Here is a 14,108-nt window from a genome sequence, read left to right on the forward strand (position 1 = left end):
CTAGGCTACAGTCTTCGGCCTAGCGCCCGGTTAGGGACCAGGCGTCTTCGGAGCCGTCCTCGTCGTCAGACCCGCCGGGCGGGGAATCGGAGCCGTCGTAATATTCCACGTTCTGCTTTCGCTGGTCCAGGTCCGCGGCCACCAGGTCTTCGGCGTACCCGCCCTGGGCAATGTTCGCGTTGGCGTTGTCGCTGAGCGCGGCCGTCTGGGCATCCGGTGCGGCCGGAGCCTCCTGGCCCTTCATGGCGGCCAGGACGGGGGCGAGGTCGTCCGGTTTCACCAGCACGTCGCGGGCCTTCGATCCTTCGGAAGGGCCCACCACTCCCCTTGATTCGAGCAGGTCCATGAGGCGGCCCGCCTTGGCGAATCCGACGCGCAGCTTGCGCTGCAGCATGGATGTGGAGCCGAACTGTGTGGTGACCACCAATTCGGTGGCCTGCAGCAGTACCTCGAGGTCGTCCCCGATGTCGTCGTCGATCTGTTTCTTGGGCGCCTCCGCCGCAACGTCGTCGCGGTAGGTGGCCTGGAGTTGTCCCTTGACGTGCTCCACCACCTTGTGGATTTCAGACTCCGTGACCCAGGCACCCTGGACGCGCATGGCCTTGGAGGCGCCCATGGGCAGGAAGAGTGCGTCGCCCTGCCCGATGAGCTTTTCGGCACCTGGCTGGTCCAGGACAACGCGGGAGTCAGTCACGGAAGAGGTGGCGAATGCCATCCTGGAGGGAACGTTGGCCTTGATCAGGCCGGTCACCACGTCCACCGATGGCCGCTGGGTAGCCAGGACCAGGTGGATGCCGGCTGCACGGGCCAGCTGGGTGATGCGGACGATCGAGTCTTCAACGTCCCGCGGGGCGACCATCATGAGGTCTGCGAGCTCGTCCACGATCACCAGCAGGTAGGGGTACGGGCGGATGACGCGCTTGGAGTCCACCGGCGGCTGGACCTTGCCGGCACGGACGGCCTTGTTGAAGTCGTCGATGTGCTTGAACCCGTAATTGGCGAGGTCGTCATAGCGGGCGTCCATCTCGCGGACCACCCATTGGAGTGCTTCGGCGGCCTTCTTGGGGTTGGTGATGATGGGCGTGATGAGGTGCGGGACGCCTTCGTAAGCGGTGAGTTCCACACGCTTCGGGTCCACCATCACCATCCGCACCTCGTCCGGGGTGGCGCGCATGAGGATGGACGTGATCATGGAGTTCACGAAGGACGATTTACCGGCACCGGTAGCGCCGGCTACCAGCAGGTGGGGCATCTTGGCCAGGTTGGCCACCACATAGCCACCTTCGACGTCCTTGCCCACGCCCATCACCATCGGGTGCTCGGTGCGGCGGGCGTTCTGGCTGCGGAGCACGTCGCCCAGGGACACAGTCTCGCGGTCCGTGTTGGGGATTTCGATGCCGATGGCGGACTTGCCCGGGATGGGGCTGAGGATCCGCACATCACTGGACGCCACGGCGTAGGAGATGTTCTTGGACAGCGCCGTGACCCGCTCCACCTTGGTCCCGGACGCGAGTTCGATCTCGTACCGGGTGACGGTGGGGCCGCGGCTGAAGCCAGTCACGGTGGCGTCGACGTTGAACTGCTGGAGCGTGTCGGTCAGGGCAGCGACGACGGCGTCGTTGGCTTCCGTGCGCTCCTTGGGGATGGATCCGGGCGTGAGGTAGTCGGAGGCAGGGAGCGTGTAGGTGACGTCGCCCGCGAGGGACAGCTGCTCGGTGCGCTGCGGGATCGGCACGGGCGGCGGTGCGGGAGCCACCGGGTTGGAGGGCACGGTTGGCGGGGCGGCCGGCTTGCCCGCGGGTGCGGCCATACCGGGGGTGACCATCGGGATGGCTTCGGTCGCGTTGTCGTGGCCGGCGGCAGCAGGGCCAAGCCCCTGCGCGGCCTTGATTTTTTCGACGGCGATCTCCGCCTGGGTGGGGCGGCGGACACCGGGGGCGGGATGTGGGGGCTGTGGATCATCGTCATCGACGACGGCATGTTCGAAGGCTTCGTCGCCCACGTAACCTTCCAGGCCGGCGTCGGCATCTTCATCCTTGCCGAAGAAGCGCCGCTTCTTCTTTTTGGGCGCCGCAGGCGGCGTCCGCTCAAGGTAGCTTCGGTCGTGTTTGTTCCCGTCCTGTTCCTCGTCCAGGAGGTCGATGCCCATCAGGTGCTCATACGCGCCGCGCAGCCGCCGCGGGATGGCACCGAACGGCGTGGCGGTAATGATGAGCAGTGACACAAAAGCCAGCAGCCCGTACAGCACCAGCGGCACGGCCGGATGGATCGCGGCCAGTGGGGAGGCGCCAAGGAAGCCGAGCATTCCGCCGGCCTGGCGCAGGCCGTCAAAGCCCTGGGCCACGGTGGGCTGTCCGCCCAGAATGTGGGCCAGGCCGCAGCCGGCAAACGTCATGATGAGGAATCCGATGCCCACCCTGTTGTTGCCGCGCCCGTCGAAGGGCTGGCGGAAGAGGCGGAAGGCGCAGACAAAAAGCATCAACGGAAGCAGCAGTGACATCCAGCCGAACGTGCCGTTCACCACGCTATAGACGGCGTCTGGGAACCAGCCAGTCAGGCCCCACCAGGCGAAAGTGGCGATGAAAATACCCAAGGCCAGGTTGAAGAGGGCTGCGCCGTCGCGGCGCTCGTCAGCCGGGAGGTCGCTGACGTCATATCCGATGCGCCGCACTCCCCCACCCACAAGGTGGCCAATGGCCAGCCATGCTCCGCCGACCACCCGGAGCAGCCACGGCTGGTGGTGTTCGACGGCGGGAAGCTGGCGCGTCCTGGCAGTGCCGGACCGCGCGGGCCTGGCCTGGGATTTGGCTGCCGTGGAGCCGGACCCGCGGCCGCCGGAGCCGCCGGATTTGCTGCCGGAGCCGGCCCTGCTGGAACCATTGGGCGCGGAAGTAGTACGAGTGGCCATACTAGCCACGGTACCGGAACAGCACGGGTTTCCCGGGGATTTGGAGCCCGCCAATCCCCCTCAATCAAGCAGGCCGGTTCGGGCCGTTTAAACACCTCCGGCCCGTACTTCCTGCACGTGGCGGGAATACGGGCCGGAGCCGGTGCGGGACCTGTTAAGCCTCGAGGACCACGGGGATGATCATCGGCTTGCGGCGGAGCTTGCGGTTGACCCAGGTGCCGACCACCCGGCGCACAACCTGCTGGAGCTGGTGGCTGGTGTGGTCCGCGTGGTTCAGCACTGCTTCTTCCAGCGCTGCATTGATCTTGGGGATGATGTCATCAAAGACAGAATCGTCCTCGGCCACGCCGCGTGCGTGGATTTCCGGACCGGAGACAACCTTGCCGGTGGTCCGGTTGATGACCGTGATGATGGAGATAAAGCCCTCGTCGCCGAGGATGCGGCGGTCCTTGAGGTCGGCGTCGGTAATTTCGCCCACACTGGACCCGTCCACGTAGACGAAGCCCACTTCAACCTGTCCCACCACGTCGGCGCGGTGGTCCTTCAGGTCGATCACGGTACCGTTGTCTGCGAGGATCACGCTGGCTTCCGGGACACCGGACTCGATGGCGATCTTGCCGTTGGCGATCAGGTGCCGGGTCTCGCCGTGCACGGGCATGGCGTTGAGGGGCTCAAGGATGTTGTAGCAGTAGAGGAGTTCGCCGGCCGCGGCGTGGCCGGAGACGTGGACCTTGGCGTTGCCCTTGTGGATGACGTCGGCCCCGAGTTTCAGCAGGCCGTTGATGATGCGGAAGACTGCGTTTTCGTTTCCGGGGATGAGGCTGGACGCCAGGATCACGGTATCGCCGTCGCCCACCACCACGCGGTGGTCGCCGTTGGCCATCCGGGACAACGCCGCCATCGGCTCCCCCTGGGAACCGGTGGACATCAGGACCACGCGGTTGTCCGGCAGGTTGTCGATGTTCTTGATGTCCACGATCAGGCCCGGCGGAACATCCAGGTAACCCAGCTTCTCCGCGATGGCCATGTTCCGGACCATGGAGCGGCCAACGAAAGCCACTTTGCGGTTGTGCTTGGCGGCAGCGTCCAGGACCTGCTGGACGCGGTGGACGTGCGAGGAGAAGGACGCCACGATGATGCGCTTCGTGGCCTGGCCGAACAGCCGCTCCAGGGTCGGGCCGATCTCCTTTTCCGCGGTGGTGAATCCCGGGACGTCCGCGTTGGTGGAGTCCGACATAAAGAGGTCAACGCCCTCTTCGCCGAGCTTCGCGAAGTGCCGGAGGTCAGTGATCCGGCCATCGAGCGGAAGCTGGTCCATCTTGAAGTCGCCGGTGTGCAGGACAGTGCCGCCTGCAGTGCGGATGAAGACGGCCAAGGCGTCAGGAATCGAGTGGTTGACGGCCACGAATTCGCACTCGAAGGGGCCGAACTTCTCTACCTGGCCCTCTTCAACCGTGAGGGTGTAGGGCCGGATGCGGTGCTCCTGCAGCTTGGCCTCAATCAGGGCAAGGGTCAGCTGCGAGCCCACCAGCGGGATGTCGTTGCGGAGGCGCAGCAGGTACGGGACAGCACCGATGTGGTCCTCGTGGCCGTGGGTGAGGACGACGGCTACAACGTCATCCAGCCGGTCCTCGATGTACGAGAAATCCGGGAGGATCAAGTCAACGCCGGGCTGGGTTTCCTCCGGGAAGAGGACACCGCAGTCGACGATCAGCAGTTTGCCGTCGATTTCGAACACGGCCATGTTCCGGCCGATCTCCCCCAGTCCGCCAAGCGGGACGATCCGCAGCGTGCCGTTCGGCAGGCGGGGCGGGGTGACGAGGCCGGTCAGGGCGATTTGGGTCATATTGCACTACTTTCCAGGCGGCAGGGGTGCCGGTCTCAGCCCTCAGGAAAAGACCAGCCCCGCTTCCGCCAAATCCCCGCGGATGGTTTCGATCTCGGCTTCGTCCGGCTCCACGAGGGGCAAACGGACAATCGAGTTGGGCAGGACTCCCTGCCATTTAAGAATCTGTTTGGCTGCAACAGCCCCCTGGACCCGGGTCATGGTGGCCCGGACCACCGGCTGGAGCTCGAAGTTGATCTTGCGTGCGGTGCCGAGGTCGTTGGCGTTGACAGCGTCGATAAGTTCGCGGAAGCGGCGGGTGGCCACGTGCGTGGTGACGCCGACGAGGCCGACGGCGCCCAATGCCATCCAGGGCAGGGTCAGTCCGTCGTCGCCCGAGTAGAAGAGCAGGTCCGTCTCGCTCATCACGCGGGTGGCCGCAACGAAGTCCGCCTTGGCGTCCTTCACCGCAACGATGTTGGGGTGCTGCGCCAGCCGGATCATGGTTTCCGGTTCGATGGCGATGGAGGAACGGCCGGGAATATCGTAGAGCATCACGGGCACGTCAGCGGCAGAGGCGATGGTCTCGAAGTGCGCCCGGAGGCCGGACTGGCTCGGCTTGTTGTAATAGGGGGTCACGAGCAGGATGCCGTCGACGCCGAGGGCTGCGGCCTGCTGGGAGAGGTGCACGGAGTGCGCGGTGTCGTTGGTGCCGGTACCGGCGATGATGGCGGCGCGGCCGCCGACGGCTTCCTTGACGGCGCGGAACATGCCGAGGTTCTCTTCGTCGGTGAGGGTGGAGGTTTCGCCGGTGGTTCCAGTGACCACCAGGCCGTCGCAGCCGTCGTCCACGAGTTTGGTGGCCAGTTCCGCCGCCTGCTGGTAGTCCACTGAACCGTCCTTGGCGAACGGCGTGACCATGGCGGTCAGGAGGGTACCGAGGGCAGGGATGTGCGCGGAAGTGTCAGCCATGGAAAAAACGTTACCCTGTCCGTGGCTGGTTAGGACAATAGGGCGGGCGTGATGAACGTCAAATAGGGATTTCCGGCGCGGCGCTGCCGGTTCCCGGCTCGATTTTTTACTTCCGGAATCTACTGCCGGAACTTTTCGAGGCGGCTCCGCTGCAGGACGGACGAAACGACTTCCGTGCCGGTCCCCGCCGCCTGCTTCAAGGGAAAGCCGTCCGGCCCCCAGAAGCCGCTCAGGCCGCACGATTCGCCCAACGGGCTGCTGCCGCCGAGGTTGGCGAGCGCCGTGAACATCCGGTTGTCCATGGCGCGGGCACCCAAATGGAGTGCCAGCCGGTGGTCCTCGTCTTTGGTGTAGAGCGCGGAGACGCAATAAAGGTCGGCTCCGGCGGCAGCGGCGTCCCCGGCATGCCCGGGCACGGACGTGTCCAGGCAGAGCGCCAGCGCAACGTGCCACCCATCCACCCGGATGAGGGTTGGCCCCTCCCCCGCCGTGAAGAGTTCGCGCTCCGGCCCATGCAGGTGCGTCTTGAAGGCCGCCTCGGTGCTGCCATCCGGATGAACAGCAACTGATGCCAGCCGGGGCGTGCCATCGGCTTCGCGAAGGGCTGCCCCTAGAACTGCGGTGATCCCCGTCCTGCGGCAGATCTCACGGATATCCCCCAGTCGTTCGTCCCCCGGCACCAGCCAGGAGTCAGGGCTTTCGAGCAGATCCAGCCGATAGCCGGTCAGGGAGAGTTCCGGGAAGAGCACCAGGCGCGCGCCGTGGTCATCGGCGTCCTCGATAAGGCGCACGTGCTCGTCAGCATTGGCACGAATGCCTCCGTCCAGCGGCCGGTACTGAATGACGGAGACAGGAAGGGTGTCTGACACGCCTCCATCCTAGGCACCGTGGTGCTGGCTATGCCCGCGCGTCCTGCCGGGCACCCCTCTAACCCGTGGGCGCTCCCCCTGCCCGCACCTCTAGTTGCGCTACGGCCCTTTTCTCCTGCTGGGGCTGCTCCGCGCTGCGGCTAGACAGGCCCGGGGTGGCAATACCTGCCCACCGCTGTTTGGCGAAGCCCTTCTGCCCACGCGGCCAGGCGCTGGGCGGCCCGGACGTAGTGGAACAGTTCTACGGGCGTCAGGGCGTCGATGTCCGTCTCGGCCAGCCGCCGGGCAAGTTCAGCCCCCTCCGGCTGGGCGGACAGGCTGATGCCTTCCTGTTCCCACTGGATATCCTCGGGAGTCTTTCCTGTCACCAGCTGGCGGAAGAGGTAATCAACCACCCCAGGGCTCATGGCCTTCAGCGGCCCGTCATGACGGGATTCGTTGGCTGGGGCTCCGGAGGGGACTCCGGTTGATGGCATCTGCATGGGTTCATCTTATTCGAACATATATTCGAATACAAGGGGATTTGGTTGACAGGGCAGGCATAGCCGGGTGTGAGACGATCTGGGCATGACCTCCCGTAATGCCGCCGCTTCCACCAGGACGTCTCCCGGCCGGTCGCTTCCGGCGCGCCTGTACGGTATCGACGCAGCCCGTGGGCTGGCATTGGTGGGCATGATGGCCACCCACCTGCTTCCTACTTTCGAGGCGAACGCCAGCCTCACCCCAACATGGGTGGGCCTGGTTTTTTCGGGCAGGGCCGCCGCGCTGTTCGCGGTCCTGGCGGGCGTAGGCCTTGCTTTGTCCACTGGAAAGCACAAGCCGCTGGCGGGTCGTGAACTGTCCGGTGCCCGGCGGGGTGTGGCCCTGCGAGCCCTGGTGATTGCCGCCGTCGGACTCAGCCTCGGCGGCCTGGAAGTGAACGTGGCCATCATCCTGGTCCACTACGCAGTGCTGTTCCTGTGCATCCTGCCGTTCCTGGGCCTGCGCCTGAAGGCCCTCTGCGCTTGGGCCGCTGGTTGGATCCTGGTGTCTCCGGTATTGGCGTACCTCCTGCGTCCGTGGCTGCTTGCGGCGAACCCGCCGCTCAAACTGGGGCACAACCCTTCGTGGGAGGATCTGTCCACACCCGGCCGGCTTTTGGCCGACGTCTTTTTCACGGGCTACTACCCCGTCTTCCAGTGGCTGTCTTACCTCCTGGTGGGGCTCGTCGTCGGCCGCCTGATGCTGAACAAGGCGCTGGTGCCTTGGACGCTGTTGATTGGCGGCACCACCGCGGCAGTCCTGGCCAAGGCCCTGGGCACCGCGGCCATGGAGGACTGGGGCGGCCGCGCGGCGCTGGAGAAGGTGCTGAACTCCCCCGGCTATCCGCTGGGCAGTGTTCTGCAGGTCAACCTCACGGGCATTCCGCAGGAGGGTTCCTGGTGGTGGCTGGCATCCGCTGCACCCCATTCGGCCACAACCTTGGACCTGCTGCATACGTCGGCGGTGGCCGCGGGCGTGATTGGGGCGTTCCTGCTGCTGGGCAGGCTGGCCGAGTGGGTCGCTTTGGACCTGCTGCTGCCGTTGCGCGGCGCCGGCGCCATGACGCTGACCCTGTACTCCGTCCACGTCTGGGTGGTTTCGGCGTTCTACCTGAAACCCCTCCCGGCTGGCTGGACCGAGGAGGCCATGTACTTTGCCCAGGCCGCCAGCGCGGTGATCGTGGGCATGGTGTTTGTGCTGCTGAAGCGGCGCGGGCCGCTGGAATGGGTGGGGCACGCCGCGAACCAGGTGGGGCGGGGCGGGATAAAAGCCGTCCGCTAAGCCGGAACGTTGCCCCGGAAGAGCTTGACGGCGTCACGCATGGAGGCGCGGGCGCGTTTGCGGTCGCCGGCGGCGTCGTAGGCGCAGCTTAGCCGGAACCAGGAGCGCCAGTCCTCCGGAGCTGCTTCGGCCTCGGCCCGGTACTTCTCGAATTCGGCGTCCGCTGCCGAGCGGACGATCCGGCCGGCGGGCGTCCTGGGCAGTTCGTCCACGGGAAGCCCGCCTTCGGCTTCGAGGACTTTGGCCATCTGTTCGGTGCGGGCGCCAAACATCAGTTCGCGGACGAGCGCCCAGGCACCGATCACGGGCAGCACCAGGTAGGCCGCCCCGATCGCTACGGCAGCAGGGTTGTTGTCCGTCAGCAGCAGGACCGAACGCTGGAAGGACACCACCAGGTAGAAGACCAGGAGGAGCGTGACGGCGCCGACCCAGATCTTCGTCCGGTTCTTCCGAAAGGCAGCTGCCAGTCCTGCCATGGCCTAAAGCCCCAGGTCCAGGTAGCCGTCCAGGCCCACAGTGAGCCCGGGGTGGGCGGCCACATTGCGCAGGCCAAGGAGAACGCCGGGCATAAAGGAGGCACGGTCAAAGGAATCGTGGCGGAGCGTCAGCTGCTCGCCGGCGCTGCCAAAGAGGACTTCCTGGTGGGCCACGAGGCCACGGAGGCGCACGCTGTGGACACGCACGCCGTCCACCTCACAGCCGCGGGCACCGGCGAGTTCGCTGGTGGTGGCATCGGGGCTCGGCGGGACCTGCGCGGCGGCGCGTTCGGCCGCGATCAGCTGTGCCGTGCGGACGGCGGTCCCGGACGGCGCGTCCACCTTGTCCGGGTGGTGCAGTTCGATGATCTCCACCGACTCAAAGTACTTGGCTGCCTTCGCGGCGAAAGCTGAGGCAAGGACCGAGCCAAGGGCAAAATTGGGGGCGATCAGGACGCCGGTTTCGGGCCGGCCAGCCAACAGGTCCTCAAGAGCGGACAGGCGCGCGCTGTCCCAGCCGGTGGTGCCCACAACAGCGTGGATGCCGTGTTCGACGGCGAAGCGGACGTTCGCTTCGGTGCTTTCGGGGACCGTCAGGTCCACCACAAAGCGTGCACCTGCTGCAGTGACCTGCTCCAGCGAGTCGCCCCGGCCCAGGGCCGCGACGAGCTTCATGTCCGGCGCGGCTCCGACGGCTTTTACGGCTTCGGCGCCCATGCGCCCGTTCGCGCCCAGCACGGCAACGGGCATGGGAGCAGAGAGTTGTTCGGTCATGCCGTTAAGCCTACCGGTGGCCCCAGGCCGCACAGGAACCGGGGACTGTGCGTTACCTCGCACTGGGCCCCTCTTCATGGCGGGAGGTGCAGGACTAACTTCCCGCGCCCACCCATTCCACAGTTCCGTCAGTAAAGAACTGTTCTTTCCAGATGGGAACCTGCTCCTTGATCCGGTCCACCAGCTCGGAGCACACGGCAAAGGCCTGGCCCCGGTGGGCCGCGGACACGGCGCAGACCAGTGCGGGGTCCCCGATCTCCAGCATGCCGATCCGGTGGGCTGCCCAGATGCGGGCGGACTGCGGGGACCCGCCGCCTTCGCCGGCAGAGCTGCCGGCCGCCGTTTGTTCAGCGACCAGCTGGGCAACGACGTCGGCCATCACCTGGTGGGCCGTGGGGTGCGCACTGTAGCTGAGGCGCTCAACTGGTTTGCCGCCGTCGTGGTTGCGCACCACGCCGCTGAAGCTGACCACCGCACCCGCGGTATCGCTCTCCACCGCCGCGATGGCCTGGTCCACGGAGATTGGCTCCGCGCTAAGGACCGCGTTGACCACCTCGAATGATGTTTCAGTGCCCATGTCCGCCGCCTTCCAGCTGGTCGCAGAGGTGCCCGATCACCGGGTCCAGGACGGTCAGTCCGTCCATGACTCCCTTGGGTGATCCGGGCAGGTTGATGATGAAGGTCTTGCCGGCCGCGCCCGCGTAGCCGCGGCTCAGCACCGCCAGCGGGGTTTTCGCGGCGCCGGCGCTGCGGATCGCTTCCATGATGCCGGGAATTTCGCGGTCCAGCAGGGGCAGCGTGACGTCCGGTGTGCGGTCGTCCGGGCTGAGGCCCGTTCCGCCGCTGGTAATAACGACGGCGGGATGCTGGGTGAGGAGGGCACGGATGGCCGCGCCCACGGGCTCGCCGTCGGGAACCACCATGGCCGGGAACACGTCAAAGCCGTGTTCGGTCAGCCAGTCGGTGATCACGGGGCCGGTTTCGTCGTCGTAAATGCCGGCGGCGGCCCGGGTGGAGGCGATGACGACGCCGGCCTTCCGGCCCTGCACGTCGCCGTGGCGGTGCGGCTCGGGAGCGTTGAGGGTGCTTGAGGTGCTCACAGTGTCCAGTCCCCGCTCTTGCCGCCGCTTTTGGCCAGGACCTTGATGTCGTTCAGGACGGCGTGTTTGTCCACGGCCTTGATCATGTCGTAGACGCTCAGCGCGGCAACGGAAACTGCGGTGAGGGCCTCCATCTCAACGCCGGTGACGCCGCGGGTCTTGACAGTGGCCAGAATCGAAACTGAATCCGGAGCGAGTTCAAAATCCACAGTGACCTTGGACAGTGGCAGCGGATGGCAGAGCGGGATCAGTTCGGGAGTCTTTTTGGCGGCCATGATTCCGGCCACCCTGGCCACGGCGAGGGCGTCGCCCTTGGGCAGTCCGCCGGAGCCGAGCAGGCCCATGACTTCCGCGGTGGTCTGGACCGTGGCGGTGGCGGTGGCTTCGCGGGTGGTCTCGGCTTTGGCGGAGACGTCCACCATCTGGGCGCTGCCGTCCTGGCGCAGGTGCGTCAGCGCGGCGGGAGATTGTTCTGCATTCACAGCATCCATACTTCCACCTCCGCCCCGGCCGCGAGCGCGGCCACTCCTTGCGGGACATGAACCAGCACGTTGGAGCCCGCGAGCGCATGCATCAGGTGTGAACTGTCGCCGCCCTGCAGCTCTACGGTTCCGTCGGGCTGCAGGGTGCCGCGGCGGACCTGATGCTTATGTTCCGGTGACGTGAGGGGCTGGCCAAGGCGGGCGCGAAGGGGCAGGCGTGGCACAGGAGTGCCGAGCAGGCTGCCCAGCACCGGGCGGAGGAACATTTCAAAGGACACCAGACAGCTGACCGGGTTACCGGGGAATCCCAGGAAGGGGCGCCCTTCGAAGGTTCCGATCCCCTGCGGGCCGCCCGGCTGCATGGCCACATGCAGGAATTCCACCGGTTGGTCCTCCATGGCCTGCCGGACCACCTCGTAAGCTCCCTTGCTGACCCCTCCGGTGGTGACGATGAGATCCGCCTCCCCGCCCTCGGCCCTCAGCAGCGTGCGAAGCCGGTCCGGGTTGTCCGTGACGATGTCCGCCCGGCGGACCTCCAGTCCTGCCTGCCTCATCGCAGCTTCGAGCAGGGTGCCGTTGGAGTCATAGATCTTGCCGGGCGGAAGGTCCTGGCCGGGGGCCACCACCTCGTCACCCGTAGTGACCAGCAGGACTTTCACGGCCTGATGGACCGTGACTTCGGGGATGCCCAGTGCCGCGAGCAGCCCCAGTTGGGCCGGGCCCAGGAACGTACCCGCTGCCAAAGCGGTCTCGCCGGCCCGCACGTCGCTGCCTGTTTCCCGCACATAGGTGCCGGGTGCCGCTGAAGGCAGCCGTACGGTTGCCTGTTCGCCGTGCGGCAGGAAGCGGTCCGGAACGGCCCGCTCAATGGGGACGACGGCGTCAGCCCCGTCCGGGAGCATCGCTCCGGTCATAATCGGGGCGGCCATGCCGGGCTTGAGGGCGTCCGGGCTGGCACCGGCGGGAACGGGAGGCATAACGCTCAGCTCACCGCCGCCGTCGGGCAAATCAGCGGAACGGATGGCGTAGCCGTCCATCTGCGAGTTGGCGAAGGGCGGCAGGCTGATGGGGGCAGTGACGCCGCTGACCAGGGCACGGCCGAGTGCCTCCCGCAGGGGCAGCTGTTCGGTCCGGTTGACCGACCGCAGCGGCTGCAGCAGTCTGGCGACGGCGGCCGCGTGCTCGGCCACGGACCGGGCCTGGTGCCGGTGCTCGTGCGTGGCTTCGTGCCGCGATTCCTGCCGGGGCCCGCCGCCGCCCGGGTGCAGCGCTTCTGTGGGCATTCCGTGCGGGTTCGTTCCATGCGGTTGCGGGCTGGTCATGGTTCCGCCTTCGGTAGCCATCAGGGTTGCACGTCCACTCTAATCGTGTGGAACCCCGTGGCTCCGTCCGGGGCGGCTGGCCTGCCCTGCTCGTCCTGCGCCCGGCCTGCGAGATCCGTGGCCCGGACCTGGACTTCGTACTGTCCTTGGGTCAACTCCGTGCTGAGCTTCCATTGGTACCAGGTGTCCAGCGAGATGCCTTCGGCCAGCTCGGCCTCCTGCCAGGGGCCCCGGTTCATGCGGAGTTCCACTTTGCCGATGCCGGTGTGCTGCGCCCAGGCCACGCCGCCGAATGTGACTGTTCCTGCCTTCGCGGTGCGTCCCGCGCGCGGCACGTCGATCCGGGAGGACGTTTTGATGGGACCGCGCTCAGACCAGCCACGGGGAGTCCAGTAGGCGACGTCGTCCGCGAACCGGGTGACCTTCAGCTCCGTGACCCATTTGGTGGCCGATACATATCCGTAAAGCCCGGGCACCACCAGCCGGACGGGGAATCCGTGCTCCAGGGGCAGGGGCTCGCCGTTCATGCCGACGGCCAGCAGCGCATCCCGGCCGTCCGTGAGGACCTCAAGCGGCGTGCCGGCAGTCCAGCCGTCGATGCTGCGTGAAAGCACCATGTCTGCCCCGGGCTGGGGGCCTGCAAGTGCCAGCAGTTCCCGGACAGGCCAGCCCAGCCAGCGCGCGTTGCCGATCAGGTCCCCGCCCACATTATTGGACACGCAGGCAATGGTGACATGGCGTTCAGTCAAGGGCTTGGCCAACAGTTCCGCGTAGGTCAGCTCAACCTCCCGGTCCACCATCCCGGTGACTTTCAGGGCCCACGTGTCCGGGTTGACGGCCGGAACGGACAGCGCCGTATCGATGCGGTAGAAGTCCGGACTAGGGGTGACGAGTGGCTGCATGCCGTCCAAGCCGGCCTCGGCTCCGGGCGGGATTGGCGGCGCCGCTGACGCGGGTACCGGCAACGTCACGCGGGTCCTCGCTTCGCTGACGCCCGCGGTGGCCCCCCGCCAGACAGCGGCCAGCGCGCCGCCGATGACGGTGAAGGCCGCGCCGCCTGCCAGGGCCTGCAGGAAACGACGGCGGGCGGGCACCAAATTGCCGCCCGGCTGCGGTTCATGACGCGCCCATTCGTGCAGCCTGCCCCATTCCTGCAGACGGCGGATCAGGAACCTGAGCAGCGCGCCGGCCACGACGGCTGTGAGTATGGGGCAGCACCATGGCATTGAAGGTGGCTTGCGCGCGGGTCAGGACGGCCACCACACCCACCAGCCCGAAGACACCGATGACAGTCAGGCCTGCAAAGCGGCGGCGGTCCTCAGCAGTCCCGGCCAGCGCGGCCAGCGCTGCAATAACCAGGGCCATGCCCGCCAGGAGCGCAATTTTGTCAGCCGTCCCGAACAGCTGCACAGCCCAATCCTTCACCCCGGGCGGGACTGTATCGATGACGGCGCCGCCAACAGCGGTCATTGGTGACAGCGCCGGGCTGAACACACCCGCTAAAAGTTCCCCGAGCACCACCGCGCTGCCGACTGCAACGGTGCCCGCTGCGGCGGCCAGCCAACCCCGCTGTGCCG

General features: G+C 66.8%; 12 protein-coding genes and 1 pseudogene. 1 reads left to right on the forward strand and 12 read right to left on the reverse strand.

The genetic code is table 11. The features are described 5' to 3' along the window. Positions 1 to 19: 19 nt before the first annotated feature. The 5 genes from QF047_RS13250 to QF047_RS13270 all read right to left on the reverse strand — a co-directional run bounded on the left by QF047_RS13250 (position 20) and on the right by QF047_RS13270 (position 7,056). The gene (locus QF047_RS13250) at positions 20 to 2,908 is read right to left on the reverse strand and encodes a DNA translocase FtsK (RefSeq protein ID WP_307277756.1); all 2,889 of its coding nucleotides are present in this window, start codon (positions 2,906 to 2,908) and stop codon (positions 20 to 22) included. A 154-nt stretch (positions 2,909 to 3,062) separates the two neighbouring features. Further along, the gene (locus QF047_RS13255; RefSeq protein ID WP_306638958.1) at positions 3,063 to 4,754 is read right to left on the reverse strand and encodes a ribonuclease J; all 1,692 of its coding nucleotides are present in this window, start codon (positions 4,752 to 4,754) and stop codon (positions 3,063 to 3,065) included. A 42-nt stretch (positions 4,755 to 4,796) separates the two neighbouring features. After that, positions 4,797 to 5,705, reverse strand: coding sequence for a 4-hydroxy-tetrahydrodipicolinate synthase (gene dapA / locus QF047_RS13260; protein WP_306638956.1), 909 nt, complete (start codon positions 5,703 to 5,705; stop codon positions 4,797 to 4,799). A gap of 119 nt (positions 5,706 to 5,824) precedes the next feature. Further along, on the reverse strand, positions 5,825 to 6,574 hold the full coding sequence (locus QF047_RS13265; protein WP_307277762.1) for a carbon-nitrogen hydrolase family protein: 750 nt from the start codon (positions 6,572 to 6,574) through the stop codon (positions 5,825 to 5,827). 140 nt (positions 6,575 to 6,714) lie between these two features. Beyond that, positions 6,715 to 7,056, reverse strand: a complete 342-nt coding sequence (locus QF047_RS13270; protein WP_307277765.1) for a hypothetical protein — start codon at positions 7,054 to 7,056, stop codon at positions 6,715 to 6,717. Between the two features lie 85 nt (positions 7,057 to 7,141). On the opposite strand from QF047_RS13270, the gene QF047_RS13275 reads away from it, so the two are divergent. Then, positions 7,142 to 8,377: a heparan-alpha-glucosaminide N-acetyltransferase domain-containing protein gene (locus QF047_RS13275; protein WP_307277769.1), complete on the forward strand. Its 1,236-nt coding sequence runs from the start codon at positions 7,142 to 7,144 to the stop codon at positions 8,375 to 8,377. Here the strand turns inward: QF047_RS13275 and QF047_RS13280 are convergent. From QF047_RS13280 to QF047_RS13310, 7 genes and pseudogenes are all read right to left on the reverse strand, one after another. Further along, on the reverse strand, positions 8,374 to 8,853 hold the full coding sequence (locus QF047_RS13280) for a hypothetical protein (RefSeq protein WP_307277771.1): 480 nt from the start codon (positions 8,851 to 8,853) through the stop codon (positions 8,374 to 8,376). The two genes, QF047_RS13275 and QF047_RS13280, sit on opposite strands and share 4 nt — an antisense overlap. 3 nt (positions 8,854 to 8,856) lie before the next feature. Continuing rightward, positions 8,857 to 9,627, reverse strand: coding sequence for a 4-hydroxy-tetrahydrodipicolinate reductase (gene dapB, locus QF047_RS13285; protein WP_307277773.1), 771 nt, complete (start codon positions 9,625 to 9,627; stop codon positions 8,857 to 8,859). 94 nt (positions 9,628 to 9,721) lie between these two features. Beyond that, entirely contained in the window at positions 9,722 to 10,204 is a 483-nt protein-coding gene (locus QF047_RS13290; protein ID WP_307277776.1) for a molybdenum cofactor biosynthesis protein MoaE, read from the reverse strand. Beyond that, positions 10,194 to 10,727 (reverse strand): molybdenum cofactor biosynthesis protein B, encoded by a 534-nt coding sequence (locus QF047_RS13295; protein ID WP_307277779.1) that lies wholly within the window; start codon positions 10,725 to 10,727, stop codon positions 10,194 to 10,196. Before QF047_RS13295 ends, QF047_RS13290 begins: the two co-directional genes overlap by 11 nt. Beyond that, complete coding sequence (gene moaC, locus QF047_RS13300) at positions 10,724 to 11,218, reverse strand: cyclic pyranopterin monophosphate synthase MoaC (protein WP_307277781.1); 495 nt, start codon at positions 11,216 to 11,218, stop codon at positions 10,724 to 10,726. The genes QF047_RS13295 and moaC overlap by 4 nt, the downstream gene beginning before the upstream one ends. Continuing rightward, a complete protein-coding gene (gene glp, locus QF047_RS13305; RefSeq protein ID WP_306638941.1) occupies positions 11,206 to 12,531 on the reverse strand; it encodes a gephyrin-like molybdotransferase Glp in 1,326 nt (441 codons plus the stop codon). Before glp ends, moaC begins: the two co-directional genes overlap by 13 nt. A 20-nt stretch (positions 12,532 to 12,551) precedes the next feature. Then, positions 12,552 to 14,001 (reverse strand): annotated as a pseudogene (locus QF047_RS13310) (molybdopterin-dependent oxidoreductase). Between the last annotated feature and the right edge of the window lie 107 nt (positions 14,002 to 14,108).

Origin of the sequence: Arthrobacter sp. W4I7 (assembly GCF_030816215.1) — a bacterium.
GTDB lineage: Bacteria > Actinomycetota > Actinomycetes > Actinomycetales > Micrococcaceae > Arthrobacter > Arthrobacter siccitolerans_A.

Bases quoted from the DNA above. Each gene is read 5' to 3' on its own strand.
- QF047_RS13250 (WP_307277756.1), bottom strand. From the start codon at position 2,908: ATGGCCACTCGTACTACTTCCGCGCCCAATGGTTCCAGCAGGGCCGGC.
- QF047_RS13280 (WP_307277771.1), bottom strand. From the start codon at position 8,853: ATGGCAGGACTGGCAGCTGCCTTTCGGAAGAACCGGACGAAGATCTGG.
- glp (WP_306638941.1), bottom strand. From the start codon at position 12,531: ATGACCAGCCCGCAACCGCATGGAACGAACCCGCACGGAATGCCCACA.
- dapA (WP_306638956.1), bottom strand. From the start codon at position 5,705: ATGGCTGACACTTCCGCGCACATCCCTGCCCTCGGTACCCTCCTGACC.
- moaC (WP_307277781.1), bottom strand. From the start codon at position 11,218: ATGGATGCTGTGAATGCAGAACAATCTCCCGCCGCGCTGACGCACCTG.
- dapB (WP_307277773.1), bottom strand. From the start codon at position 9,627: ATGACCGAACAACTCTCTGCTCCCATGCCCGTTGCCGTGCTGGGCGCG.
- QF047_RS13275 (WP_307277769.1), top strand. From the start codon at position 7,142: ATGACCTCCCGTAATGCCGCCGCTTCCACCAGGACGTCTCCCGGCCGG.
- QF047_RS13290 (WP_307277776.1), bottom strand. From the start codon at position 10,204: ATGGGCACTGAAACATCATTCGAGGTGGTCAACGCGGTCCTTAGCGCG.
- QF047_RS13255 (WP_306638958.1), bottom strand. From the start codon at position 4,754: ATGACCCAAATCGCCCTGACCGGCCTCGTCACCCCGCCCCGCCTGCCG.
- QF047_RS13270 (WP_307277765.1), bottom strand. From the start codon at position 7,056: ATGCAGATGCCATCAACCGGAGTCCCCTCCGGAGCCCCAGCCAACGAA.